This window comes from Mesobacillus sp. LC4 (genome assembly GCF_053543455.1).
This window is the reverse complement of the sequence record NZ_JBGCUB010000001.1, coordinates 461,106-484,761: the sequence shown is the minus strand read 5'-3', so window position 1 is coordinate 484,761 and position 23,656 is coordinate 461,106. Positions and strand designations below refer to the sequence as shown.

The 23,656-nt window shown below is 42.2% G+C and carries 29 protein-coding genes; 5 read left to right on the top strand and 24 right to left on the bottom strand.

Features of this window, described 5'->3' with window-relative positions:
• Nucleotides 1-143: 143 nt before the first annotated feature.
• From AB5I83_RS02470 to AB5I83_RS02460, 3 genes are read right to left on the bottom strand one after another with little or no spacing between them, the layout of a single operon-like run.
• Entirely contained in the window at nt 144-329 is a 186-nt protein-coding gene (locus AB5I83_RS02470; protein WP_192470608.1) for a capping complex subunit for YIEGIA, read from the bottom strand.
• The gene (locus AB5I83_RS02465; protein WP_226085245.1) at nt 326-1,219 is read right to left on the bottom strand and encodes a YIEGIA family protein; all 894 of its coding nucleotides are present in this window, start codon (nt 1,217-1,219) and stop codon (nt 326-328) included. The genes AB5I83_RS02470 and AB5I83_RS02465 overlap by 4 nt, the downstream gene beginning before the upstream one ends.
• Nucleotides 1,216-1,827 (bottom strand): YphA family membrane protein, encoded by a 612-nt coding sequence (locus AB5I83_RS02460; RefSeq protein ID WP_226085246.1) that lies wholly within the window; start codon nt 1,825-1,827, stop codon nt 1,216-1,218. Before AB5I83_RS02460 ends, AB5I83_RS02465 begins: the two co-directional genes overlap by 4 nt.
• 209 nt (nt 1,828-2,036) lie before the next feature.
• Here AB5I83_RS02460 and AB5I83_RS02455 point away from each other — a divergent pair, with 209 nt between their 5' ends.
• Nucleotides 2,037-2,180 (top strand): YpzI family protein, encoded by a 144-nt coding sequence (locus tag AB5I83_RS02455; protein WP_167831382.1) that lies wholly within the window; start codon nt 2,037-2,039, stop codon nt 2,178-2,180.
• 128 nt (nt 2,181-2,308) lie between these two features.
• Here the strand turns inward: AB5I83_RS02455 and fni are convergent, their stop codons facing one another.
• The 9 genes from fni to prsW all read right to left on the bottom strand — a co-directional run bounded on the left by fni (nt 2,309) and on the right by prsW (nt 10,143).
• On the bottom strand, nt 2,309-3,367 hold the full coding sequence (fni, locus tag AB5I83_RS02450) for a type 2 isopentenyl-diphosphate Delta-isomerase (RefSeq protein ID WP_448972573.1): 1,059 nt from the start codon (nt 3,365-3,367) through the stop codon (nt 2,309-2,311).
• A 12-nt stretch (nt 3,368-3,379) separates the two neighbouring features.
• Nucleotides 3,380-4,519, bottom strand: a complete 1,140-nt coding sequence (gene rpsA, locus AB5I83_RS02445) for a 30S ribosomal protein S1 (protein ID WP_167831384.1) — start codon at nt 4,517-4,519, stop codon at nt 3,380-3,382.
• Between the two features lie 154 nt (nt 4,520-4,673).
• The gene (locus tag AB5I83_RS02440) at nt 4,674-5,255 is read right to left on the bottom strand and encodes a lysophospholipid acyltransferase family protein (RefSeq protein WP_448973873.1); all 582 of its coding nucleotides are present in this window, start codon (nt 5,253-5,255) and stop codon (nt 4,674-4,676) included.
• 2 nt (nt 5,256-5,257) lie between these two features.
• Nucleotides 5,258-5,932, bottom strand: coding sequence for a (d)CMP kinase (cmk, locus tag AB5I83_RS02435; protein WP_448972571.1), 675 nt, complete (start codon nt 5,930-5,932; stop codon nt 5,258-5,260).
• A gap of 207 nt (nt 5,933-6,139) precedes the next feature.
• Nucleotides 6,140-6,322 (bottom strand): YpfB family protein, encoded by a 183-nt coding sequence (locus AB5I83_RS02430; RefSeq protein WP_448972569.1) that lies wholly within the window; start codon nt 6,320-6,322, stop codon nt 6,140-6,142.
• A 65-nt stretch (nt 6,323-6,387) separates the two neighbouring features.
• Nucleotides 6,388-7,047 (bottom strand): flagellar brake protein, encoded by a 660-nt coding sequence (locus AB5I83_RS02425; protein ID WP_448972567.1) that lies wholly within the window; start codon nt 7,045-7,047, stop codon nt 6,388-6,390.
• Nucleotides 7,048-7,215: 168 nt separating this feature from the next.
• Nucleotides 7,216-8,565: a germination protein YpeB gene (ypeB, locus tag AB5I83_RS02420; RefSeq protein ID WP_448972565.1), complete on the bottom strand. Its 1,350-nt coding sequence runs from the start codon at nt 8,563-8,565 to the stop codon at nt 7,216-7,218.
• 12 nt (nt 8,566-8,577) lie between these two features.
• Entirely contained in the window at nt 8,578-9,327 is a 750-nt protein-coding gene (sleB, locus tag AB5I83_RS02415; protein ID WP_448973871.1) for a spore cortex-lytic enzyme, read from the bottom strand.
• A gap of 144 nt (nt 9,328-9,471) precedes the next feature.
• Nucleotides 9,472-10,143 carry a glutamic-type intramembrane protease PrsW gene (gene prsW, locus AB5I83_RS02410; protein ID WP_448972563.1) on the bottom strand — a complete coding sequence of 224 codons (672 nt, stop codon included), beginning with the start codon at nt 10,141-10,143 and terminating at the stop codon, nt 9,472-9,474.
• A gap of 103 nt (nt 10,144-10,246) precedes the next feature.
• On the opposite strand from prsW, the gene AB5I83_RS02405 reads away from it, so the two are divergent.
• Nucleotides 10,247-11,218, top strand: a complete 972-nt coding sequence (locus tag AB5I83_RS02405; protein ID WP_448972561.1) for an asparaginase — start codon at nt 10,247-10,249, stop codon at nt 11,216-11,218.
• A 372-nt stretch (nt 11,219-11,590) separates the two neighbouring features.
• Here the strand turns inward: AB5I83_RS02405 and AB5I83_RS02400 are convergent, their stop codons facing one another.
• The 7 genes from AB5I83_RS02400 to AB5I83_RS02370 form a co-directional block, all read right to left on the bottom strand.
• Nucleotides 11,591-12,556, bottom strand: a complete 966-nt coding sequence (locus AB5I83_RS02400; protein ID WP_448972559.1) for a YpdA family putative bacillithiol disulfide reductase — start codon at nt 12,554-12,556, stop codon at nt 11,591-11,593.
• A gap of 109 nt (nt 12,557-12,665) precedes the next feature.
• Nucleotides 12,666-13,943, bottom strand: coding sequence for a Glu/Leu/Phe/Val family dehydrogenase (locus AB5I83_RS02395; RefSeq protein ID WP_167831393.1), 1,278 nt, complete (start codon nt 13,941-13,943; stop codon nt 12,666-12,668).
• 337 nt (nt 13,944-14,280) lie between these two features.
• A complete protein-coding gene (locus AB5I83_RS02390; RefSeq protein ID WP_448972557.1) occupies nt 14,281-14,865 on the bottom strand; it encodes a genetic competence negative regulator in 585 nt (194 codons plus the stop codon).
• A 64-nt stretch (nt 14,866-14,929) separates the two neighbouring features.
• Nucleotides 14,930-15,841: a MerR family transcriptional regulator gene (locus tag AB5I83_RS02385; RefSeq protein ID WP_448972555.1), complete on the bottom strand. Its 912-nt coding sequence runs from the start codon at nt 15,839-15,841 to the stop codon at nt 14,930-14,932.
• 64 nt (nt 15,842-15,905) lie between these two features.
• Nucleotides 15,906-16,694 (bottom strand): metallophosphoesterase, encoded by a 789-nt coding sequence (locus tag AB5I83_RS02380; protein ID WP_448972553.1) that lies wholly within the window; start codon nt 16,692-16,694, stop codon nt 15,906-15,908.
• Between the two features lie 23 nt (nt 16,695-16,717).
• Entirely contained in the window at nt 16,718-17,098 is a 381-nt protein-coding gene (locus tag AB5I83_RS02375; RefSeq protein ID WP_448972551.1) for a hypothetical protein, read from the bottom strand.
• A 194-nt stretch (nt 17,099-17,292) separates the two neighbouring features.
• The gene (locus AB5I83_RS02370; RefSeq protein ID WP_448972549.1) at nt 17,293-17,925 is read right to left on the bottom strand and encodes a CBS domain-containing protein; all 633 of its coding nucleotides are present in this window, start codon (nt 17,923-17,925) and stop codon (nt 17,293-17,295) included.
• A 146-nt stretch (nt 17,926-18,071) separates the two neighbouring features.
• Between AB5I83_RS02370 and AB5I83_RS02365 the strand changes: the two genes are divergently transcribed.
• The 3 genes from AB5I83_RS02365 to AB5I83_RS02355 are packed head-to-tail and all read left to right on the top strand — an operon-like array spanning nt 18,072 to nt 19,155.
• On the top strand, nt 18,072-18,302 hold the full coding sequence (locus AB5I83_RS02365; protein WP_448972547.1) for a spore coat associated protein CotJA: 231 nt from the start codon (nt 18,072-18,074) through the stop codon (nt 18,300-18,302).
• Entirely contained in the window at nt 18,299-18,559 is a 261-nt protein-coding gene (locus tag AB5I83_RS02360) for a spore coat protein CotJB (protein ID WP_167831399.1), read from the top strand. The genes AB5I83_RS02365 and AB5I83_RS02360 overlap by 4 nt, the downstream gene beginning before the upstream one ends.
• Before the next feature lie 26 nt (nt 18,560-18,585).
• Nucleotides 18,586-19,155 (top strand): manganese catalase family protein, encoded by a 570-nt coding sequence (locus AB5I83_RS02355; protein ID WP_448972545.1) that lies wholly within the window; start codon nt 18,586-18,588, stop codon nt 19,153-19,155.
• 30 nt (nt 19,156-19,185) lie between these two features.
• On the opposite strand, the gene AB5I83_RS02350 is transcribed toward AB5I83_RS02355, so the two are convergent.
• The 5 genes from AB5I83_RS02350 to AB5I83_RS02330 form a co-directional block, all read right to left on the bottom strand.
• The gene (locus tag AB5I83_RS02350; protein WP_448972543.1) at nt 19,186-19,644 is read right to left on the bottom strand and encodes a YpbF family protein; all 459 of its coding nucleotides are present in this window, start codon (nt 19,642-19,644) and stop codon (nt 19,186-19,188) included.
• Between the two features lie 102 nt (nt 19,645-19,746).
• Nucleotides 19,747-20,472, bottom strand: a complete 726-nt coding sequence (locus AB5I83_RS02345) for a LysM peptidoglycan-binding domain-containing protein (RefSeq protein WP_448972541.1) — start codon at nt 20,470-20,472, stop codon at nt 19,747-19,749.
• Nucleotides 20,465-21,067: a CPBP family intramembrane glutamic endopeptidase gene (locus tag AB5I83_RS02340; RefSeq protein ID WP_448972539.1), complete on the bottom strand. Its 603-nt coding sequence runs from the start codon at nt 21,065-21,067 to the stop codon at nt 20,465-20,467. The genes AB5I83_RS02345 and AB5I83_RS02340 overlap by 8 nt, the downstream gene beginning before the upstream one ends.
• Nucleotides 21,067-22,566 carry a RecQ family ATP-dependent DNA helicase gene (locus tag AB5I83_RS02335; protein ID WP_448972537.1) on the bottom strand — a complete coding sequence of 500 codons (1,500 nt, stop codon included), beginning with the start codon at nt 22,564-22,566 and terminating at the stop codon, nt 21,067-21,069. Before AB5I83_RS02335 ends, AB5I83_RS02340 begins: the two co-directional genes overlap by 1 nt.
• On the bottom strand, nt 22,557-23,603 hold the full coding sequence (locus AB5I83_RS02330; RefSeq protein WP_448972535.1) for a helix-turn-helix domain-containing protein: 1,047 nt from the start codon (nt 23,601-23,603) through the stop codon (nt 22,557-22,559). The genes AB5I83_RS02335 and AB5I83_RS02330 overlap by 10 nt, the downstream gene beginning before the upstream one ends.
• Between the last annotated feature and the right edge of the window lie 53 nt (nt 23,604-23,656).

Sequence of the window (23,656 nt, the reverse complement as noted above, 5' to 3'; positions counted from 1 at the left end):
CCCGATATTTTTAGTTTTCATCATTAATTTAATATCATCCATAGGATGACACTTATAAAATAAACCCTTCTTGGTATACAGAAGGGTCTGGCTTAATCAGTTTATCAAAAGATGCCTTAATCAGGCAATGAAAACATTTCTTGTCAGTGTTTTACAATAATATAAAGTTCCTCTGTCAGCGCATGAGCGATTCCATCCAGGATTGCTTCAAGGTTCGCAGCAACTTTCTCCATTTCTTCCTTTGAATCGCAGTGGAATACGGCTGTTCCAGCTGGTACCTTTTTAGGGTTTGTCGTGATGGCGGCAAGGACGAATTTCTCCAGCATCATTGAGCCCCACTCCCTTCATTGCTCTTTTTTTCGGAAGGCATCCTGATAGCATTCTCCAGTGTCGGCACATCACCTATCACCGTTATTGCACGATCGATATCCCGTTCCTGGGGCAACACAAAAACTCCTACTCTGCCATCGTCAAGATCCCGTTTCGCCAGCGGAACGAGAGCGGGTGTACCTGAATCACGATAAACGCCAAGCGCGACTGACAAATCATGCAGCACAGCCTGCCTCTGTCCAAGATTAGCTATTGTAGACCGCGCATTCATGTTTTTGGGTTTTAAAATAAATCCCATACCATAACGAAGTACTTCTTTCTGCCTCTCAGGGAGGCCAATGTTCATTATATAAATATTATCGACATACAGCCCTGCACCATCAAACCTTGGTTCCATATATTCAATCTCAACGATGTCCTTCAGCTTTCCGCCAGACATCAGCTTATGTGAAATGATCACCGCGATGATTGCCGCAATGATTCCAGCCCAGACATTGAAAATCAGGTAGGCAAGCGTGCTGACAAGGGATGTGAAAATCACCAGGTAATTGCGGCTCTCGAAAGCAATCGCAATCCCCTCGATATATGTCTTCCCACGTGATACCAGTTCATAGCTATCGAGTTCGGTCAGAGTATTTCTCTCCATATTCCTGACTTCCCTGAATTGTGACGCGGCAAGTGTCAAGAAGGTAATCGCCGTAAACTCTTCCTCCATGATTGCAGGTCCTGCAACAGTACCAAGACCCGCTGCGATGAATCCAAGAGCTACATGAATGATTTTCCCATGTAAATATGTTGGATACTGCCGATAATCGGTCCTCAGCATTAAAAGTCTCGATAATGTCCCTATAGCAATTCCGAATACAATTGGTAACGTATATTCATTCATGAAGTCTTTTGTTCCTCCCCTTCTACTTGATTTATTGTACTGCCAGACATGAGCGAAATCATTGATTCAATTGCTGACCAGGCGAGGAGAAGGCCGAGAGAGATGAACAGGATGTCCATAAAACCCATGGAAGCAGCAGGGTATGGAAAATTGAATTTCCACAGAATCACCGAAAATAAGATATCTCCCTGCAAAAAGCCTGAAACCAATGCTAATATACGGTCTTTCCTTTCTTTATGTAATAGGACTGACAGATAAAAACCTGCTGCCCCAAGCATGATGTTCCGATCGAACAACACCCATACTGGATCGAATAATTCGAAAAGCAAAAAACTTGTGTAGGCAAGCATGATAATGAACGAAGATAAAAATAAATACAGTAATGAGCCAGTCTTTTTTCGCCTTGTTTCGAAAAAAATATACAGGCCAATTGCCAAAGCGGATAGATGAATTTCGATGTTCACGAAATCAATTGTGTATGGCGCAACAAGAATAACAGACAGCAAAAGAACAGACCATTTCAGTCTCACCGGATTTTTCTTATTCATGAAGAAAGTAGTCCAAACCCAAGCAATCCAAGCCAGCCAATAAAAGTACAACCCTTCCATTCAACCCCTCCTATCATTTCCATTATGGTAAATCGTTATGTAATTTAATCTTTTTTTACCTAAAGTTTTTTAGCTATACCAGATAAAATAAAGGAGTAACTTTATTACAGCTGTAAAACAGAAAAGATAGGGAAAACTATGACAGGAAATAGCCCGATCAGCTTGACTATTTCCTGTATCGACTGTAAAAAATTCAGGAGGTGTGAATTATGGGCAAAGACAGACAGGAAAAGAAACTAAAAAAGAGCGGACGAGTGGAGTCTGACCGAGACCAGGCTTTGCACTATCCAGGTGCCACAAAACTGCAAAGCCCTGAAGAAGCACGTTCGTTAAATGACGGCAAGTATAGTTGAGCGCACGACTATGTAGATTTGTAAAAGTGCATTACAATGTAGGGCTGGATTGAAATCGTTCAGATGATTTCAATGAGCGAAAATAGCCCCCTGCAATGTCTGCAGGGGGCTAAACCAGATTATTCAGATCAATTTTTTTGCCTTCTAGCAAATGTACTCGTATCAATCCCTCTTTGTTCAAGCCAGTGGTGAGTTTCTCCTGTTATGACCAAAGGTACGCTTTTCAGCTCACAGATTGTATGTATACCTAGTGCAGTCATGATGATTGCCATTTCATCTTTAACTTGATTGATTTCCTTGATTAGCTCTTCTGTTCCATTCTCCATCAAAGTCTTAAGCAAGTACCCTGCCATTGCAGCAGCGTCAGCACCAACAGCAAGAGCCTTTACAATATCCAGGCTCGTCTGTATTCCGCCTGAAGCTATAACTGAAAGTTTTTTAGTGGCAGACTTTGTCTCAATAATTGAGGCAGCAGTCGGAATTCCCCAATCCTCAAAAAACGTCAATAACCGATTCCGCCGCTTATTTTCTATTTTCGCAAAATTGGTTCCGCCAAATCCGCCAACATCAACATAGCCTACTCCAGATGCACAAAGCAAAGCAGCGGTCTCTGCTCCGATGCCAAACCCGACTTCTTTTACAACTACTGGGATATCAACACTTTGTTGGATTTCCATGATTCTGGCTAACGCACCTTCAAAATCCCTGTCTCCTTCAGGCATGGTCAACTCCTGAACTACATTCAGGTGAATTTGCAGAGCATCTGCCTGGATCATATCAATTGCCGCACGCGCCTGCCCCACTGTTGCTTCACTGCCCAAATTGGCAAGGATAATGCCGTCAGGGTGCATTTCCCTTACAACTTCATAACTTCTCCGCTCGTCAGGATTTTTCAATGCAGCCATTTGCGAGCCAACAGCAATCGCTGACCCAGTCTCCCTGGCTGCTATAGCCAATTCCCGGTTAATTCGAAAAGTTCTCTCTCCGCCGCCGCCTGTCATGGCATTTATAAAAATTGGCGAACTTAAAGAAAGTTCGCCAATTTCAGTCTCCAATTTTACTGAATCAAGCTTTGATCCAGGCAAGCTTTGGTTTACAAACTTAATATCGTCAAAACCGGTTAGGCGTTTTTGGCCTGTTTCAAGGGCATATTGTATATGGTCCCATTTACGTTTTGATCTTGACACGTTATATCACCATTACTGTTTAAGATTCTTTAGCTTGTCTCCGATCATATCACCCAGGCTGAAGCCCTTCGTTTCCTCAGGAAGTTCATAATCGAAAGCCTCATTGCTTTCTCTTTCCTCGAACTCCTTCATGCTGAGTGACAGTCTTTGATCTTCCTTATTTACGTCAAGCACCTTCACTTTTACAGTTTGCCCTTCTTGAAGGACTTCATGCGGCGTGCCGATATGCTTATGAGAAATTTGCGAAATATGGACAAGACCTTCAACACCAGGGAATACTTCAACAAATGCACCGTATGAAACCAAACGCTTCACAGTGCCTTCCAAAGTGCTCCCCTTCGGAGCTTTCTCATCAATATCCGACCATGGTCCAGGCAGAGTTTCTTTGATAGAAAGTGATATACGTTCATTATCACGGTCTACGCTCAATACTTTAACTTGAACCTGCTGTCCTTCTTCGACAACATCGGATGGCTTTTCTACATGCTCGTGGGAAAGCTGCGAAATATGGACAAGTCCATCCACTCCGCCGATATCAACGAACGCCCCAAAATCTGTGATTCTTTGTACAGTACCCTCGATAACCTGTCCAGATTGGATAGCTGCAAGCAAGTCCTGCTTTTTCTTTCCTTGCTCTTCTTCCACCACTGCACGGTGAGAAAGAATCAAGCGGTTCTTCTCTTGATCAAGCTCTACAATTTTGAAGCTCAGCGTTTTCCCTTTATAATCGGAGAAATCTTCAACAAAATAAGATTCTACAAGAGATGCTGGTACGAAACCGCGGACACCAAGATCCACTACCAGGCCGCCCTTTACCACATCTTTCACTTCTGCCTCAAATACTTCTCCACTTTCAAACTTACCTTTTAGTTCTTCCCAGGCTTTTTCAGCATCTACTTTTCTCTTCGAAAGAATCAATGCTTCTTCTTCAACCTTTTGCACTTCCAAATCCAGCTCATCGCCGACAGAAACTGCATCTTCTGCTTTTTCAACATGAAGGCTTGATAGTTCACTGATTGGAATGATGCCGTCAAGCTTGCTTCCTTCGATATCTACTAATACCTGCTTTTCTTCCACTTTGGTTACTTGGCCTTTAACTCGGTCTCCAGCCTCAAAGTTTTTTACCTCAACTTGGTTCATATCTTCTGACATATGTACTCCTCCTTAATCCATGACTGCTGCAAAATATATGCTTTGTGGCAAAAAGCCACTAAAGAACACAATAATTAGCCACTAAGTGAAAATTCTAAAAATATCTCTTCTTAATAACTTCTTACAAACAGACATTTTTGTCAAGCAAGAAACATTACTTGTATTTGTTAATCAGTGCCTGTATTTCACCCATGATCAGGTCTGTCGCCTGTTCTGCATTTAACTTTTTTTCTTTAATAGATTCCATATCAATTGGCTTCCCATATACCACCTTCAATTTCTTGAATGCTTTGTATGGACCGATGATCGCGCATGGAACGACATGAGCATCAGAGCGAAGAGCAAAAAAGCCCGCCCCTGCAAGTCCTTTGCCCATTTCACCTGTCTTGCTTCTTGTTCCCTCTGGAAACAAACCTAAAACCTTTCCATCCTTTAAAATTCCGAGACCTTTCCTTAAAGCCTCCCTGTCGCTCATTCCCCTCTTAACAGGGAAAGCATTCAGGTGAGGAACAATTTTCCCAAGTAACGGTACAGAGAAAAGTTCTTCCTTCGCCATGAAATGGACGGGACGTGGGGCAGTAATCCCAACTACAGGGGGATCAAGATTGTCTATATGATTGGCACATAGCAACACACCGCCATCGACAGGCATATTTTCTTTGCCAATCACCTCAATCCGATAAATTGGACCTAAAACAGAATTAACCAATGACCTTGCAAACGAATAAAACGTCAATTTCATCCGATCCTTTCAAGTGCTAAATCCATTATTTTCATTACTACGTCCTGGATCGATAAAGAGGTTGTATCGATTTCAACGGCATCATCCGCTTTTTTCAAAGGAGCTACTTCCCGCTCAGAATCAATTTTGTCACGTGTCGCAATTTCTTCTTTCAGCTTTTCCAGATCAGATGGGAAACCTTTTTGGATATTCTCCGCATGTCGGCGCTGTGCCCTTTCCTCTACACTAGCAAGCAAAAAGACCTTTACCTCGGCGTTCGGCAATACATGTGTGCCGATATCCCTTCCGTCCATCACGACACCGCCATCAACTGCAAACTGCTGCTGGCGATTGACCATCTCTTTTCTGACAAGTTCATGTACCGCTACATATGATACTTGATTTGTAACTTCCGCACTTCTTATCTCATTGGTGACCTCGATCCCATCGAGCAGAACCTTTTGGCCTGCTTCTCCAGGCATCAGTTCGATTGAAGTATCATTTAAGATTTCAATCAGAGCTGATTCGTTATCCAGGCTGGCTCCTTTGTTTAAAGCCTTGTATGTAAGCGCTCTATACATCGCACCCGTATCGATGTAAATGTATGTTAGTTTTTCGGCTACAATTTTGGCAACCGTACTTTTTCCTGCAGCTGCAGGACCGTCTATGGCAATTGAAATTCGTCTACTCATATTTCCTCCTGGTACCCTTCTAGTTGTTACTTGATATACTCTTATATTTTAACACAAAAATCTTTTAATCCTCGCTAATCAACACTTTTTTTGAGGCACTTTTTAAAACTTTGCCTCACGCCAGCCATCAATAAAATCTCCCTTTTTCAAAACTCTCAAAGCTTTGTTATCCCGCCAATATAAAAAGTAAGCAGGCCTAATGCCTGCTTACTCTTTGCTTCTTATTGATTTCAAGACTTCAGAATGGTTATTATCCGTTACACCCTCGTACTGAGTAATTTGATTAAGTTCGGGGAAAGCATTGATTTCATGAAAAAATACTTGGGCGATCACTAAAAAAACAAACTGAATAATGGCAATCTTGATTAAGATTCTTTCAAATGTTTTCATATCTAATGCTCCTGTAAAATAAACTTTTATTCTATTATTGGAGCATTACCGGTTATTTATTCCTCTTAAACAGGAAGTCCTTTTTTCTTCATTTCAAGCTGCCTTTCGAAGCAGAACCTTAGAAGCATCTGTCTGTCGGTGCCCGAGGAATCAAAAAATTGAACAGAAGCTTTGTTCATGTGGCCAGTTCCATCGATGATTCGGACAACCTTGCCATGAAACTTTTTGTATTCAAATTCTCCATTTTGCATCGGGAGGGCAAACCAGCACTCAATCTCCATCCCCTGCTTCAAACTGCTTTTTTTATCAATCAGCAATGCAGTTCCTCCAGCACTGATATCATCGGTAACAGTTGTAAATGGGGTGAATTCCCCTTTGGCAGAGTATACAGCAACATCCACAGAGGTTTCTACCCGCACAAATTGCCTGCGCTGGATCTTAATGAGTCGATCCTTGCCAGGATACGAGAGAATCACCATTGGTATATTAAGCTTGATCCTGCCTTTTACTTCGGTATCAAAAAAATAATGAGAACCTGAATCTGTAACAAAATTAGCCTTCAACGGTGTACCCTCAAGCAGGAACACCGTTCGGTTGGTATTCATGTTTACAGGATAGTCAATATACAAATCATCGCCTTTTTGCTCAACAAGTTTACACTTGTATTGTTCAAAGCTGTCGGAATACTTATGCTCAAGGATGATGTTATCACCGATTTTTATCATAGCTGATCCACTTCCCCAATTCTGTCTATGCTGTTTTAAAATTTTTCTGATTTTCTCTCTATTATCTACTATTTATTATGACATGCAGGACCAATCTGGTGCAATAGTCCTTTAATGGATTATTTTTACAATCATCAAAATAAAAAAGGGAAAGCGCTCGGCTTTCCCTTAGACTACATCCTCATATACTGGTTCAGCGTTATGGAGCTTTTCTACTTTTTCTTCCGTTCCGTCTTCTGCATTGATATAAATCCTGAATGTGTCATTGCCAAGAACTCCGGTGAATTCGTAGCATAACACCTCCTCATTAAGGTCGTTCATGATGATGGCCTTCTTCTCATCCATTACTTTAAGATTTGGGTTGACTTTCTTTTTGGCATCCGCCAATTCAATTGCTGCCTGTGGAATTTCCCTAGCTTTATGGGATTTCAAATAATTTTCCGCAGAGAAGCCGATTACATCTCCATTGTCCAGCGCAACTTTCATATTGATCGCATCAGGATATATCCTTACATCGTCCTGTGTACCAACAAAAGTAAATACACCGATGTTATCATACTGTGCACTTTCAAAGAGATCCAGGTTTTCAAAGTTATGTTCCTTTAAGAAGGCGATTGCCTTATTAGAAGCGTCATTGAGACTAAGTTTTTGATTCTTCACATCCCTATCAAGCAAGAACCAAATTGGATAGCCTCCTTTTTTGGTTATATCCATATTTGCTTCTAGCTTGGTTTGGGGATTTTGGATTGAAACACTAAAAAATCCATAATCAGAACCTTTGCCGTTTTCGGTTACCTTCACCTTCCCGCCATTCCTGAGCGGAGTATATTTTCTGGTAATCTGAATCGCTTTTTCCTTTGTTATTTTTTCGCCAGGCAGCTTTTTAAAGTTTTCATCCTTTTTCTGCAGGTTGATCTGCGCTGGTCCGAAATCAGTTTCAGAATAGCTTTCCACTGTCTTTTCGACAGTTTTGAAACCGTCAATGATGGTGTTGTCAGCTTGACCCTTTTCTGTCGCCAGGGCCAGCTCTACATCCATCCAGCGGAGATTATTTTCGAGTACCATATGCTGGACTTTCCTTAAATCCTGTTGGATTTCGCCTGATTGCTCATATAGGACTTTAAGTGTGGAATATTCTTTTTCTGTCAATGGTTCTTTATCCAGATCACGTATCGCTGCTTTATAACTGAAATTCCCTACATTCGCCAAAAACTCTTCCGTTTTATTGAAGGGTAATAGTGTCAATGGAAGCTGGCCGACATCACTATGAGCTTGTGAAGTGATTTTCCAGACCTCCGCCAACTGAGGCGATAAAGAGCTCCTTGAATTCATCGCAAGCGTTGTACCGATTTTATCGTTCAGTAAGTCCATTTGATATGACAGATCATGAAAAGCCCGTTGATAATTGTTTTCTGCATTAATCAATACGGCTGTTTTTTCTCTGTGCTCCTGATACCCCCAATAGGCAGTTCCAGCAATACCAATGACGAGGACTGTAATGGCTATTCCTCTTAGCAATTCAACTCACCCCTATTTACAAAAAATATGTTTCCCGATCTTTTTGATTTGTGGTCGTGACCAAATCCAGGCACTGGTGGCTGTATCGGGATTAAAATAGTACATAGCATTTCCGGTTGGGTCCCAGCCATTGATCGCATCTAGGACAGCCTTTTTAGCCGTCTCGTTCGGCGTTAGCCAGATTTGGCCATCAGCAACTGCTGTGAACGCTCTCGGTTCGAAAATGACGCCCGATACTGTATTCGGGAATGTAGCACTGTCCACTCTGTTTAAAATGACTGCCGCGACCGCAACCTGTCCGGTATAAGGCTCACCCCTGGCCTCTCCATAGACCGCATTAGCCATGAGCTGGATATCATTTTGAGAAAACCCATTTGGAGTATTTGTCGCAGCTGGTGGTTTAGAAGCCGGTTGTGTCTGCGTACCACCGCCCGTTGTGCCGCCACCCTGTGTTTCGCCGCCCCAGGCGATTTTCGCATTTGGCGTCGCTTTTGCAAGCTTGAGTTTCGTCTGCCACCCTGCCACTCCATCGATCTCCAAACCAAATTCATATTGGAAGTTTCGAAGAGCCCAATAGGTTCCCCAGCCGAACACCCCGTCGATTTTTCCACTGTAAAAACCAATATGCTTGAGACGTGATTGGAGTTCGATAACATCGTCTCCTACCGCACCCTTCTGGAGCACTTGACTCGTAAAGGCCTCCGCCCTCTGATCGACTTCGCTGAATTGTACAAAAGACAAGATCAAAGCCATCGCGGCCATCACCTTCAAGATAGACCGATAATTTCTCATTGAATGCAACCCCCAAAGATGTGAACTTAAAAGATTACTCCTATTTTTTGTTAAGAGTTGACTTTTATTCCACAAAACAAAAAAACCCTTCATTTTTTAGAAATGAAGAGTTTTTCAGATTGTATATTGCTTTTCAACCTGCTGAAGAGTCAGGACGCGCGCTTTTTTCACTTTTCTCAACCCAAGCCACCAAAGGAAAATCATGAATGGAACCATCAGAACCATCCAATCCTCCCTGGTCATAAGGATGAAATCATAGACACCATGCAATAGGACTGGGACTGAAAGTGACAACAGGATCCACTTCTTTTGGACACCGGGCGAAAACTTTGCCTTACCTATATAGTAACCCATTATGACCCCAAACAGCGCATGGCTTGATACAGGCAAAAGCGCCCTCCCGATTGCATCCTGGAGGCCATTGGCAAGCAGATAAAATATATTTTCAGCTGAAGCAAAACCAAGTGATACAGAAACACCATAGACAATTCCATCATAATGTTCATCAAAGGAAATATGTTGAAAAATCGTGTAATAAAGGATAAACCATTTAAAGAATTCTTCTAGAAGACCAACCGTCCCAAACGCTTTTGTAAAGTCACCCTGGAACAATCCCTCAACAGAAAGTACATATTGAATGAACATAAGCGGAAATACAAGCAATGCACCGAATATAAACATTTTAAACACCAGAGATAGCGGCTCTGACTCATACTGGTCCTTTAAGTAAAAATAACTTAACAGCGCCAGACCCGGTGCTACACCGGCAGTAACTATTCCCAGCATATGCTGTCCTCTTTTCAATTTGTTTTTTTAATCGTATCATGTAATTAGAAGAAAGAAAATGGATTAATTTTTCTTTCTCAACGGTCTTTCGGAGGTAATAGTTTTGAAAAAAAATATTTTATTGATTCATACTGGCGGCACCATTTCTATGAGCGAGGATACAAGCGGAGCAGTTAAACCCGGAACGAACAACCCTTTGACACAGGGAACCGACCTTCTTTCCAGTCTTGCTGAACTTGTTGTTGAAGAACCCTTTAATCTGCCATCTCCACATATTACACCAAAAGAGATGATGGAGTTAAAATACATCTTAGAGGATTATGATAAAAAAGGAACCATCGATGGCGCGGTCATAACCCACGGAACAGATACACTGGAAGAAACAGCCTATTTTCTTGATCTCACTTGCCAGGCAAGCTTCCCGGTCGTCGTTACTGGCGCCATGAGATCCAGCAATGAAATCGGCTCTGATGGACTCTATAATTTAATCTCGTCCATAAGGGTCGCTTCCAGCCCGGAAGCAAAAAGAAAAGGGGTCCTGGTTGTCCTTAATGACGAAATTCACACAGCTGTGAATGTGACCAAAACACACACAAGCAATATTTCAACCTTTCAGAGCCCGCAATATGGGCCAATTGGCATCGTAACGAAAAGGGGAGTTCTTTTCCACCACACTCCTACGAAACACGAAAACTATCCCGTGGCGGATATCAGCAAAACTGTTTCCCTGATTAAAGCACATGCAGGGATGGACTCTTCTCTGCTTAAAGCGATCTTGGCACTTGATGTGGATGGAGTAGTCATCGAAGCACTTGGACAAGGCAATCTTCCACCTGCTGCACTTGAGGGCGTAAAAGATTTCCTTAAGCACAATATCCCGGTCGTCATCGTGTCTAGAAGCTTTGCCGGCATTGTTCAGGATGTCTATGGCTATGAAGGCGGCGGCAAACACCTAAAGGAATTGGGCGTCATCTTTTCAAATGGACTCAACGGCCAAAAAGCAAGGATCAAACTACTAGTTGCCCTCGCCAAGACAGAAAATATAGATGAAATTAATGAGATGTTCATGTTCTAATTAATAAAGCAATCAGGATAATATATGAAAAAAGCGATGCCTGTATGTTTACAGGCATCGCTTTCGCTTTATATCAGTGACCAATAAGGAGATATTTCCCTATAGACATCGGATAAGCTACATAAGGGCAGGTTTAACTTCTTAAGGTATCCTTATAACATGAAAAAGCTCTGCATAAGGGTACAATTCTCTCCTAACCGTACCCTTTTAACACGCGATACCGCTCCATAAGGGTATGATTCTCTCCTAATCGTATCCTTATAACATGCAAGACAGCACAGTAAGGGGACGTTTCTCCCTAAATGTACTCTTCTCCGTAAACAAAGCGGTGCCATTCAGGCACCGCTTCTTCCATTGATTCAAACTTCCACTCTAAGCTCTGCTTGAGATGGCTTCTGCAATCTGTCCGCCATGGAACCGGCCGTTCTCGATGAAGATTTCATTTGCATTGTTCCCGGCAGCGATTACTCCTGCAATAAAAATCCCTGGGACATTTGTTTCCATTGTTTCCGGATCAAAGTGGGGCCTCCCTGTTTCTGCCTCAATTTTCACCCCCATCTTTTGAATGAAGGCGTGGTCAGGCCGATAACCTGTCATCGCAAAAACATGATCATTCTTTAAGTTCACCTGTTCCCCTTCATGCTCGTAGATCACATAATCTTCTTCAATCGCCTTTACTTCTGCATTGAATACCATTTTTACCGAACCTGCCCTTACTAGTGCTTCGAACTCCGGTAGCACCCACGGTTTGATGCTGGGCGAATATTCTGCTCCACGGTACAATACGGTCACTCGCACCCCCGCCTTCTCTAACTCAATCGCTGCATCCACACTGGAGTTTTTCCCGCCAATGACTGCGACGTCCATATCGAAGTAAGGATGGGCTTCCTTGAAATAGTGAGAAACCTTGGACAGCTCTTCGCCTGGTATTTCCATGAGATTCGGGTGATCATAGTAACCAGTCGCTATGATGATGTTTTTTGCAGTGTATTCCTGTTTATCCGTAGAAACCTTGAAAACAGCATCTCCCTGCTTCTGAACTTCTTCTACCTTTTCATATTTATTGATCCTAAGCTTTTCCCGCTTGACCACTTCCCGGTAATAAACCAAAGCCTGATTCCTTTTTGGTTTGAGGTTTTCAGTTATGAAGGGTACATCGCCTATCGCAAGCTTTTCACTGCTGCTAAAAAAGGTCTGGTGAGTGGGATAATTATAGATCGCGTTAACGATATTCCCTTTCTCGATGATGAGCGGATTCATCCCCTTTTTCTTCAATGCTATTGCCGCAGCAAGTCCGCAAGGGCCTCCCCCGATGATAATGACATCTTCGTTCGCCATGTATTAAAAACACTCCTTATCGTTACGTCTAAAAAATATATAAAAAATCTCCCATCATTAAATGATAGGAGATTTTAACTTCAGATTCAATGAAGAACCCTTGTCAATGTTAGATCCATCCTCTGAATCGGCTGGCTTCAGCCATTTTGCGGACACCGACCATATAGGCAGCAAGACGCATGTCTACCCTGCGTGTCTGGGCAGTATCATAGATGCTGTCAAAGGATTTTACCATAACCTTTTCAAGCTTTTCTTCCACTTCTTCTTCTGTCCAGTAATAACCCTGGTTGTTTTGGACCCATTCAAAGTAAGAAACTGTTACGCCGCCTGCAGAAGCGAGTACATCCGGAACGAGCAGGATGCCGCGTTCTGTAAGGATTTCTGTTGCTTCCAGCGTCGTTGGACCGTTTGCAGCCTCAACAACGATACTTGCCCTGATATTGTGGGCATTTTCTTCCGTAATCTGATTTTCTATCGCAGCCGGAACGAGAATGTCACAATCAAGTTCCAACAATTCTTTATTTGTTATTGTATTATTGAATAATTTGGTTACTGTACCAAAACTGTCACGACGGTCAAGTAAGTAATCAATATCAAGTCCTTCAGGATCATGGAGCCCACCATATGCATCAGAAATACCGATTATTTTCGCTCCAGCATCGTGCATGAACTTTGCTAAGTAGCTTCCGGCATTACCGAATCCCTGGACGACAACTCTTGCGCCTTCAAGTTCAATTCCCTTTTTCTTTGCAGCTTCGCGGATACAAATTGTAACCCCTTTTGCTGTTGCTGATTCACGACCATGTGAACCACCGAGTACCAGCGGCTTGCCTGTAATGAATCCTGGAGAGTTAAATTCATCTATACGGCTGTATTCATCCATCATCCAAGCCATAATCTGCGAGTTTGTGAAAACATCAGGTGCCGGGATGTCTTTTGTTGGTCCTACGATCTGACTGATCGCACGAACATATCCCCGGCTCAATCGTTCCAGTTCCCTAAATGACATGTCGCGAGGATCACAAACGATCCCGCCTTTACCGCCGCCGTACGGCAGATCGACGATGCCGCATTTCAAACTCATCCAGATTGATAAGGCTTTTACTTCTTTCTCTGATACGTTTGGATGGAAACGTATTCCTCCCTTTGTTGGACCCACTGCATCATTGTGCTGCGCCCGGTAGCCAGTAAAGACTTTAACAGATCCGTCATCCATTCTGACAGGAATTTTCACTGTCATCATTCTGAGCGGCTCCTTTAAAAGCTCAAAAACCTCATCTGGGTATCCGAGTTTTTCCAAAGCCTTGTGAATAACAGTTTGTGTAGATCGTAAGACGTCATGTTTGTCTTCTTTATTTGGATTTTCATTACCGTTTGCGGCTACCATTGATAAACCTCCTAAATCACTTTTGCGGATGTTGTCTGCTTTCATGGATTAGTATACACCTTTGGATATTTTATGCAAGAAGAAAAAAACAGTTTTCCGCATTTTTTGATTATTAAATGAAAACGCTACCATTCAAGCCCTTATTATTATTGACTTAATAATAAATTGACTGAATAATAAGACATTCCCAGGTGAAAAAGCTTTATTTTTATCGTCCTCTTGAGAGATAAATACAGCAGTAATATTCCCTTCGGCCATCGGTTAATTCCGCTTAAGGGACTAAGTCTGAAAATCACTGTTTAAACACTTTCCCATTAAAAAAGCCGAAACCTACCCATTATTTTATAAAATAATGGACTAGGCTTTCGACTGCACGTTCTTCCATAATCTCGTTCCCATACTCGAGCAGTCTATGGATGCTCAATATTGATGGAACTCCGTATTCTGCCATTAAAGACACCGTCATATTGACCTCATCAGGCAATATTCCATTCATAAGCAAATAATAATGGTCATTCATGGAATGCAGGCTTCCTCCAATAATACCGGCATCCAAGAGTCTTTTTGCCAGCTGGATCACATCTTCGATATCATTGAATTCAAACAGTATGTCTTCGCTTCCATCGACGGTTACCTGCATTTCTATAATTCCATCATCGAACTGCTCCTCATCTTCATCTTGTTCGATCATAGTAACGATCATGACCATCCCCTGGGCATGCAGCGAAAAGATCTCAACTGCAACTGAACCAATGATCTCCAAATCGAATTCCTCGCTGGCTTCCTCGAGCATATCATGAAAAAGCTGGTGCCACTTCAACGAATCCTTCCATATATCTTCTTTGGTCAATCCCCGATCGGATAAGTCATCTATCGTAAGGAATATCTTAATCTTATTGTTGGTTAATCGTTCCAAGCGCATAATCATGCCCCCTGCCATCGCAAAGCTCTTATTGTAGTTTATGAAAATATCGCAGGTTGGTGAGTTATTTCAATTGATCGATGCGCTTTTTCAACCATTTTTCCCATTCGGCTCTTGTCATTCCTACCAGGTACTCCCGATATTCTTCTTGCTGCTCTAAAGGCATGGAGTCAATCGCGATCCCACCGAGCCCAATCATAAGATCGGGAAAAGTCTTATTCATCTCTTGGGCAAGCTCCAATGTTGCCTTTCTATTTTCTTCAAGAGTGCAGGAGAAGAAAAGAAATTTGGGTTTGATCTTTTCCACAACTACCTCTAGATCATTCTCAGCAAGACTTGTGCCAAGGAAGATAACCTCAAAGCCTTTTCGCCTTAGATAAAGCGTATAGATTAGCAAGCCTAGTTCATGTTTCTCGCCAGGCCCGCAAACCGCAACAGACTTTGGAAGGAATGTGCTATGCGGAAAAGAATTAGATAATCCTTCTATTCGAGAACGTATAAAGGATGAAGCAAAATGCTCATGTGCAGTCGTTATACTTCCCTCTTCCCATAAATCGCCCACTTTAATCAAAATAGGACCCAATAAATCAATAACAGTTTTATCTATTGTATATAGACTGAAGGCTTGATTGATTAATTCATGCGCCTGGGTGCTGTCGAACTCCAGAAGTGCTGCCAGCAGCTTGTCTCCTATTTCATCGGCCTGGTCCCTTTTTGGCACTTCAGCCTTCTCCATTGATAAAGAGGAATTTTCAAGCAAAGAAACGGCCTGGCTGATTGTAAAGCCTTGATTGATTTTTGAAATCAGCCACCTTAGTATTTCTACATGTTCCTCGGTATATAATCGGTGACCAGATTCATTTCTAACTGGGGCAATCATCTGATATCTTCTTTCCCAGGCCCTGAGTGTTCCTGCCTGGATATTAAGCATCCTGGATACTGCCTTAATATTGTATTTTCCTGGATCATTCCCCATACTAAAACCTCCGTTATTACCTGTATTACCGATTATATCCGTGTTTTGGATCAGCTGTAAAACTTTAATCTGCTTGCTTGGAGTCTGAAACCAAAGTAATCAAATGCGTCTCAGCCCTGGCTCCGAGTCGAAGAGGGACTCCTGTGGTTCCATAGCCATTGCTGGTCAGAACCTTAGCGCCATTTTTCTCTTTGATTCCTCCTAGTTCATAAGGGCCGAACCCAAATATCCTGATTTGTCCCCCGTGAGTATGACCGCTCAAAACAAGGCGGATATCATATTCTGGCTTTAGGGTGTGAGCAATGGCAGGGTTATGGCTAACCAGGATTTTGAAACCTTCTTCCTCCGCATCCCGTAACGCCAGATCCAGCCTGCTTTTACCAAGGCTTAAATCATCTATACCCAAGATGTGCATGACATCCCCTGATCTAGATTCAAATTTAACTGCAGTATTGTCCAGCACTTTCACACCCAGGTGGTACAAAAGAGAGTCAAGTTCATGTGAATTGAATTCATAATCATTGTTTCCCCAGACGAAAAAAACCGGGGCGATCCTTTTCAATTTTTCAATATTGGCAGATATCCTCTCCAGGGGCACGCCTTTTTCAGCCAGGTCACCCCCAATGATCACAAGGTCGGCCTTTCCCTTCACCTCTGCGATGATTGAATCTTGAATAATTCGCTTATGCACATCTGAGATAAAAAAGATTTTGACTGACCCAAAGCTTTCCGGAAAATCCTTCAATGAGATTTCCTGCTCAAGCACTCTGTCAGCAAATGCCTGACGATACATATATAGTAAAAGGAAGCTGCCAAACAGCAGCATTCCAAGCATGAAAACAACAATCTCCATTTTTTCCTCCCGCCATTCTTTATCTAGCTTTCATTTCCGTTCTCTGGTGAGCTACATGACATCATACCATAAAGCAAACAGAAAACGAAAAAAATTGCTGTCTCCCAGACACCCACGGGCAATAGCAAAAAAAAGAAGCCTAAACAGGTGAAGGCTAAAACAATATCTGATCCTAACCCCTTTTCACCTTTAATCGTCCGTATGATTCCAACTCCCCCATCTCGGAGCAGCCCCCCGATTGCATACATTCCGAAAACAAGAGCTACTGCACTGGCAAGGAACTCAATTGGATGTAAAATAAATTCTCCCAGAAACTCTACGGATGGAATGACAGCAGTCAGTGACATGATGAACATGTAACCACACAACAGTCCTATGACCAGTCTGAAAACTTTCCAAAGCATACAAAAACCTCCCATACACAATGTATGAAAGGCCCTTGTCTTTATTTCCGTATTAAGAAAAGCGGAAGCGCCTTAGTCAGCACCAACAAGCGTTGGAGGGCCGACTAGTGAAGTCGCTCTTTGACTTCAATGGGCGAACCGTAACGTCTCGAGGTGCTAGGCGCTGGATGATTATCCTGTTTATCTTTGAAAAATTAAACCTCGTGGATATCCAGAATGCGGAATCCAGACTCTTCCAGCTTCTTAACGAATTTATCAATATTGTCTTTCTTTTCAATTTTCATGACAATCCTGCGGACAAGCTTATCTGTTTCATCAAATGTGACCAATGAGATGATATGCTCATGGAATTGATGGGCGATATCAGCAAGTCTTGCGATACGGCCTTCCGTTTCCACAGAAGTAAACGCAATCCTGACACCCTCTCTATGTACACCAAAAGCACTCTGGAATTGGTCCAGAGCATCAGAGCGTGTTACAGCTCCCTGGAATTTCCCCTTTTCATCGACAACCGCCATAAGAGGGATATCCTTTAATTTAACCAATGTGCTTTCGAAAATCTCAATGCCATGCAGGATTTGTTCCTGAAGGCAAAGTACGTCAGCAGCAACCTTGGTCTGGAGGAAATCATCCTTCTCTCCCCCTGTCTTGAAATATTCCTGGTAGATGCCGTATCTTGTGACCACACCTGCATATTGATCGCCATCGAGTACAGGTACACCATCAATTTCATTTCCATCAAGCTTTTCAAGAACATTTTGCAATGTTTCATCCAGTTGCGCTGTAATACATTTATACTTCGGAATCATGATACTTTTAACAAACATTCCACTCACCTCGAATTTTTAAAGTACTGCCCTGCCTTATATATTTCTGCATTGCTGCAAAAATCCCTTCTTTCACAGATAAATTTAACATGAATTAAAATTTTGCTCATAAAATGAAATGAAGTTTATATAAAGGAGGGCTTAGCTTGTCTACATTCAGAAGAACATGGTATCCGTACGCCAGTCCCTTCGACCCCTGTCCGCCGATCAAGGCGAAAACGTATTCCACTCCGCCGAATTTATTTCTGGGCTTCCAGCCTCCCAATCTTGAACAGTTCACGCCAATGCAGGCATTAAGAACAGGGACACTCTGGAAGGTTTTCTATGATCCTTGGTATTCACCTTATGAGGCACCAAGGGAGGATGATCATTCATGAAACAATTACCCAAGGAATTTTATGCAGCCATGGAAGAACTCCAGGCAGTAGATTTTGTTCTGGTGGACCTTACACTTTACTTAGACACCCATCCAGAGGATTATGAAGCCATCAATCAGTTCAACCAATTCGCTAAAGAAAGACGAAGATTGAAGAAAGTTGTTGAAAGTATGTATGGACCTCTCCAGCAATTCGGCAACAGCTATTCAGGTTATCCATGGAATTGGGATGACAGTCCTTGGCCATGGCAGGTCTAAACTCAAATTAGGAGGGGGTAAGGAACATGTGGCTTTATGAAAAGAAATTGCAATATCCCGTAAAAGTAAGCACCTGTAATCCCACGCTCGCCAAATTCCTTGTTGAGCAATATGGGGGAGCCGACGGTGAATTGGCCGCGGCACTCAGATACTTAAATCAGCGTTATACTATTCCTGATAAAGTAATCGGCCTATTGACCGATATTGGCACCGAAGAATTCGCACATTTGGAAATGATTGCAACGATGATTTATAAACTAACAAAAGATGCGACTCCAGAACAAATGAAACAAGCTGGACTTGATGCCCACTATGCGAATCATGACAGTGCCCTTTTTTATCATAATGCTGCAGGGGTTCCGTGGACCGCATCCTATATTGCCGCGAAGGGTGATCCAATCGCCGATTTATATGAAGATATAGCAGCCGAAGAAAAAGCGAGGGCAACTTATCAGTGGATCATCAATATGAGCGATGATCCTGACCTGAACGACGGGTTAAGATTCTTACGCGAAAGGGAGATCATCCATTCTCAGCGCTTCCGGGAAGCTGTGGAAATCATCCAGGAGGATCAGGGCAAAAAGAAGATTTTCTAAACAGGCAGAAGCATCCGCATTGGATGCTTCTTATTTATTTTCATGAAACAGATTGATATCAAACTGTTTCTTCATCATATCAAAAACAATATGGCGACTTTTCCATTCCTCTTCTTTTTTCCAGAGATCCTTACTTCGGTCTACTATTTCACAACGGAGTGCCTGATATTCCTTTTCTGCCTTTTCGCGCTTCTCTTTCAGCAGGATCATAAATCCGTAGGTTCCTACCGTTAAAATGAGGAAATATAGATTTGCGGTATTCTGGACATAAACCGAAAATATCTCAGCGAACGAATAGGAATACGGCTTCAGAACCGTTATATAAAGATAGTAAAAGTAAATGGTAATCAATCCTATCGTTGCCCATACGGATAAAAGATGCCTTGATTTAAAGCGGTCGAACTTTTTCTTGCGGTCGATTAAATTCTGCAGCATCCTTTTTGTCGCTGGATCTGTCCGGTCATCCAGATTGATGATTTCTTGTTCCATGGCAAGCCCTCCCCTTTATACCATTTTTATGAACTTGTCCATGGAGATATGAATATTGTGCAAAAAAAGTCATCAATCAAAAAAGCCGGGAGTTCACTCCGGCTAATGTTTGATCGGTATTTTCAATACTTGTCCTGCTTGAATCTCATTGCCCTGGATGTTGTTTGCTTTTTTAATGATCGGGATTCCATCCTGGGATTTATAGTAGGTCATTGCTACTCTGAACAAAGTTTCATTCGGTTTTACGGTATGATAGATGATCTCTTCACTGCTTTCGGCTGCTTTTTCCTCTGCTGCTGTGGTGTCTTCTGCAATGGCTGGTTCTTGTACGGTCTCAGCGGAGGATGGTACCGCTGTTTTCCCGCCTTCTTTTTCCTCATCACCAACTGGTGCTTCCGCCGTGTTTTTGTCCCCGCTGCTTGAAGGAGCTGGTCCGGCTGTGACAACATCGTTCCCACCTGAATTGGCAATTTCCTCATAGGATGGTGCTTCCTGATCCGTTTCCTGTTCCTTACTTTTTGTATCATCTTTGCTTTCTACCTTGATTGTTTCTACCCCAGCACGTTCCAGGTTGCTATTTAAAGGCATCTTAGCGCTATCCAGGTAAGAGAGGATGCTGAAAAATGATATAGGGAGGAGGATGAAAAACAGAGCCATCAACCTGATGACCGGGTATTTCACCTTCACTTTTGTTTTTTTCTGTTTTTGCCTGTGCATTTCACTTCTTGGTGGAAGCGATTCTTTTTTTTCAATGAGATTCTCGGATTTGCGCTCTACTCTTTTTCTCAGTCGCTCCGCCTGGTCCCTGATAGGTTTTTCCTTATTCACTGTCTGTACCCCCAACTGTTGCATGAGTCCTGAATTTAATAATCAAACCTAAGATAAAATCTATGAAAAAGTGCATCACGATTGTAACTAAAAGATTATCGGTCACCATATAAATATAGCCAATTAAGAAACTCAGTAAAATGATATTAGTAAACAAAAACCAATTGAACAGATAACGATAATGAACGACTGCGAAAATGATGCTCGATATGATTAACCCAGCATTCGTCTGGATGACTCCTCTAAAAAGGATTTCCTCACTTATTGCCACCATTGCCGCAATAAGCATAATTTGAATGACACTTCTATTTTTGAAAATCCTTTCGTTCAAGCCGCCATCGTCATAATAGGATTTAGGCAGATATTTCATGAGGATGAAGTCCATAACTACAACTGCGGCCCCCGCAGTGAGCCCAATTGACAATATGCTCCAATCTCTCCAAATAAATATTTCTCTGAATTCATTTAAGCTATCAAACAATATCATACCTAATATACCCGATATCGTTAATAGTAATATTTGCGTAGCAACCAAGTGGAAAAGTAGTTCTTTTTCAGTAAGCCCTGCCACAGTTTCCTTATATTGATCTTTCATTATATCCGCTCTCTTATCAATAAAATTGAAGCCAATTCCTGCTTCCAGTCCAACTTTGCATCACATTGACCAGCTGATTGTTCGGTGTCTTCATAATCACTTATATCAATCCCACAATTGCTGCAGCAATTATGGGGCCGTTCCTGTATCTCTTCGCCGAACAAACTCAAAATAAATGTCCTCTTGCATTCCTTCGTGTGAATCCATTCGAGCATCTTTTTGATCTTCATGTTTTTTACAACCAAGCGATTTTCGATTAATTGGACCAGGCTTACTTTATCCCTGTTATAATCTATACTTTCAATATTAGACAGATAATCTTCGACAATTCTCCATTGTATCTCGGTGAAGCCGCAAATCATTGACAGTTCTTCAGCACGCCCGGCAAGATCATGATAATGTATCTGGTTTTCGATTAAAAAGACAAACAGCCTATCAATCTGGTATTGATCAGGCAGCTCCCCTTCTGCGAGCTGGTATGCCAGCTGTTCGTCACCCGGAGTGTAAATCAGGACAGCGGTCGAATCGCGGCCATCCCTTGCTGCCCTTCCTATTTCCTGGAGATAGGATTCAATTTGCATAGGCATGTGGAAATGAATTACATATCGGACATTTTCTTTATTAATCCCCATCCCAAAAGCGCTTGTGGCACAAACTACATCCAGTTGACCATTGATAAATTGCTGCTGGATAAGGATCCTGCTTTCCGGGTCCAGGCCACCATGGTAAGCCATGGCCCTCATGATTCCGTTTCCCCTCATATACGAGGCGGTTTGTTCAGCCACTTTCTTGCTGGAAAAGTATATGATTCCTGGACCTTTCAAATATCTCACCAGCTCCACTGTCCGGTCCAGCTTATCCTGGAAGGTAGATGCGAATTCCACACCAAGTGATATAGCAGGACGGTCGACCGAATAGACCACTTCATTCCAATCACCTAAATGAAGCTTTTCGGCAATATCTATTCGGACTTCCTCTGAAGCCGTTGCTGTCAGCGCAAGAGTCAAAGGGCAGCCCAGCTTGTCCCTGAACTCTCCCAGTTTGAGGTAATCCGGTCTAAAGTCATATCCCCATTGAGAAATACAGTGGGCCTCATCTACAACAAACAGTGAGACAGACAATTTTTCAATCCGGTTCAATACTGAATCAATCCCCAGCATTTCTGGAGAAATGAAGATAAACCGATACCATTCGAGTTCTTCCAATGCTTTAGCTTTCTGCTGCGGTGACAAAAAGGAATTCAAGGCAATCACTCGCTTTTCACCCATTGCCATCATTTGGTCAACCTGATCTTGCATGAGTGACAGCAGCGGAGAAACAACCAAAACAGGCCCGTCCAAAAGATAACCCGGTAACTGGTAGCACAGGGACTTTCCTGTTCCAGTTGGCAGCATGGAAATGGTATGCTTATTTTCTAAAACGGATTGTATCGTTTCTTCCTGCCCTGAACGAAATTCATCAAAGCCAAAATACCTTTTTAAATATTGTTTTAACTCCATTCCTTATCACCAAATTTAGCCAGAACAAGCCTGATTTCAAAATAGGAAGCATCCGCTACTTGTTCCTTGATTTTCTTTAATTTTTTTGCACTATTCTGGTAAGCTGCCTGAAGGATTCTTTCTCTTTTCTCTTTAAGAACATAGTCGTCTATATTGAATTCCTTGATCGAGAGGGCTATTTCCACAACATGGTCTTCTATCGTGCTTTGTTTAAGGTTCCGGACAGCTGCAACCTCTTCCAAGGTGTAACCCCTTTGCATCAATCTATACGTCTTGTCAGTAGATATCGTCAAAGGCACGCTTCGTTCCGCTTTCTTGATCATTCCACTTAATAACGGATAGGTATGTTCGTTTCCTACCACCTTATCAAACAATGCATGCAGGCAATTCAAGAATTCGAAATGATAGTGTGCCGGTTCCAGGCCAGTCTCTTCAGAAGCCTGCATGGTCGTCAATCCAATTTTTTTGAAACCTGTCAGCCTTAAAACAACTAATTCCGGCCTCGCCTTTTCATTATCAAGAGCAGATATAAGCTCTCCATAAAGCCTTTCTGCAAGCTTGAAGCGATCTTCATTTTGCTGTCTAATGTATTGTTTAACCCAAATATGGGTTTCTCGCTTATTCCTTACCGGGATAAAGGATCGTTCATGATGAATCAGGTTTGAACTCACCTGAATCAGCAGCGTCAATCTTTCCCAAAAACTATCCGTTACCTGGTGGTATTTCCAGCCATTCAAATGTTCTGGAAGGTTATAATCACCTAATTTTTGTTCCAGCTCACGCTTTCCCTTTTCAGTTAAAATGACCTTTGTTTCTGCAATTTCCTCCACCAGCCCCCTTTGCTGCAGCCTATCAATCATTTTTTCGAGTGCAGTACGGGTAACTGTTGGATATGTATGAAAATATGGGGTGATTTTATACAAATGAGCATCTTGAATCGTCTGCGAGGAACGTTTGCCCTGAAGAAGGTGAAATAATGAATATATAGTTCTTTCGCCATTGATTTTATTCAAAATAGACAAAACAACTGTTTCCAAATAGGTTATCCCCATAAAATCACCCTTGAATGAAAAATTAAGCAAAGGGCAAC

What these genes read in the sequence shown, in the direction of transcription:
- AB5I83_RS02470 (WP_192470608.1), bottom strand. Translation starts at nt 329, where the DNA reads ATGATGCTGGAGAAATTCGTCCTTGCCGCCATCACGACAAACCCTAAA.
- AB5I83_RS02465 (WP_226085245.1), bottom strand. Translation starts at nt 1,219, where the DNA reads ATGAATGAATATACGTTACCAATTGTATTCGGAATTGCTATAGGGACA.
- AB5I83_RS02460 (WP_226085246.1), bottom strand. Translation starts at nt 1,827, where the DNA reads ATGGAAGGGTTGTACTTTTATTGGCTGGCTTGGATTGCTTGGGTTTGG.
- AB5I83_RS02455 (WP_167831382.1), top strand. Translation starts at nt 2,037, where the DNA reads ATGGGCAAAGACAGACAGGAAAAGAAACTAAAAAAGAGCGGACGAGTG.
- rpsA (WP_167831384.1), bottom strand. Translation starts at nt 4,519, where the DNA reads ATGTCAGAAGATATGAACCAAGTTGAGGTAAAAAACTTTGAGGCTGGA.
- cmk (WP_448972571.1), bottom strand. Translation starts at nt 5,932, where the DNA reads ATGAGTAGACGAATTTCAATTGCCATAGACGGTCCTGCAGCTGCAGGA.
- AB5I83_RS02430 (WP_448972569.1), bottom strand. Translation starts at nt 6,322, where the DNA reads ATGAAAACATTTGAAAGAATCTTAATCAAGATTGCCATTATTCAGTTT.
- AB5I83_RS02425 (WP_448972567.1), bottom strand. Translation starts at nt 7,047, where the DNA reads ATGATAAAAATCGGTGATAACATCATCCTTGAGCATAAGTATTCCGAC.
- sleB (WP_448973871.1), bottom strand. Translation starts at nt 9,327, where the DNA reads ATGGCCGCGATGGCTTTGATCTTGTCTTTTGTACAATTCAGCGAAGTC.
- prsW (WP_448972563.1), bottom strand. Translation starts at nt 10,143, where the DNA reads ATGCTGGGAATAGTTACTGCCGGTGTAGCACCGGGTCTGGCGCTGTTA.
- AB5I83_RS02400 (WP_448972559.1), bottom strand. Translation starts at nt 12,556, where the DNA reads ATGGCGAACGAAGATGTCATTATCATCGGGGGAGGCCCTTGCGGACTT.
- AB5I83_RS02395 (WP_167831393.1), bottom strand. Translation starts at nt 13,943, where the DNA reads ATGGTAGCCGCAAACGGTAATGAAAATCCAAATAAAGAAGACAAACAT.
- AB5I83_RS02390 (WP_448972557.1), bottom strand. Translation starts at nt 14,865, where the DNA reads ATGCGCTTGGAACGATTAACCAACAATAAGATTAAGATATTCCTTACG.
- AB5I83_RS02385 (WP_448972555.1), bottom strand. Translation starts at nt 15,841, where the DNA reads ATGGGGAATGATCCAGGAAAATACAATATTAAGGCAGTATCCAGGATG.
- AB5I83_RS02380 (WP_448972553.1), bottom strand. Translation starts at nt 16,694, where the DNA reads ATGGAGATTGTTGTTTTCATGCTTGGAATGCTGCTGTTTGGCAGCTTC.
- AB5I83_RS02375 (WP_448972551.1), bottom strand. Translation starts at nt 17,098, where the DNA reads ATGCTTTGGAAAGTTTTCAGACTGGTCATAGGACTGTTGTGTGGTTAC.
- AB5I83_RS02370 (WP_448972549.1), bottom strand. Translation starts at nt 17,925, where the DNA reads ATGTTTGTTAAAAGTATCATGATTCCGAAGTATAAATGTATTACAGCG.
- AB5I83_RS02360 (WP_167831399.1), top strand. Translation starts at nt 18,299, where the DNA reads ATGAAACAATTACCCAAGGAATTTTATGCAGCCATGGAAGAACTCCAG.
- AB5I83_RS02355 (WP_448972545.1), top strand. Translation starts at nt 18,586, where the DNA reads ATGTGGCTTTATGAAAAGAAATTGCAATATCCCGTAAAAGTAAGCACC.
- AB5I83_RS02350 (WP_448972543.1), bottom strand. Translation starts at nt 19,644, where the DNA reads ATGGAACAAGAAATCATCAATCTGGATGACCGGACAGATCCAGCGACA.
- AB5I83_RS02340 (WP_448972539.1), bottom strand. Translation starts at nt 21,067, where the DNA reads ATGAAAGATCAATATAAGGAAACTGTGGCAGGGCTTACTGAAAAAGAA.
- AB5I83_RS02335 (WP_448972537.1), bottom strand. Translation starts at nt 22,566, where the DNA reads ATGGAGTTAAAACAATATTTAAAAAGGTATTTTGGCTTTGATGAATTT.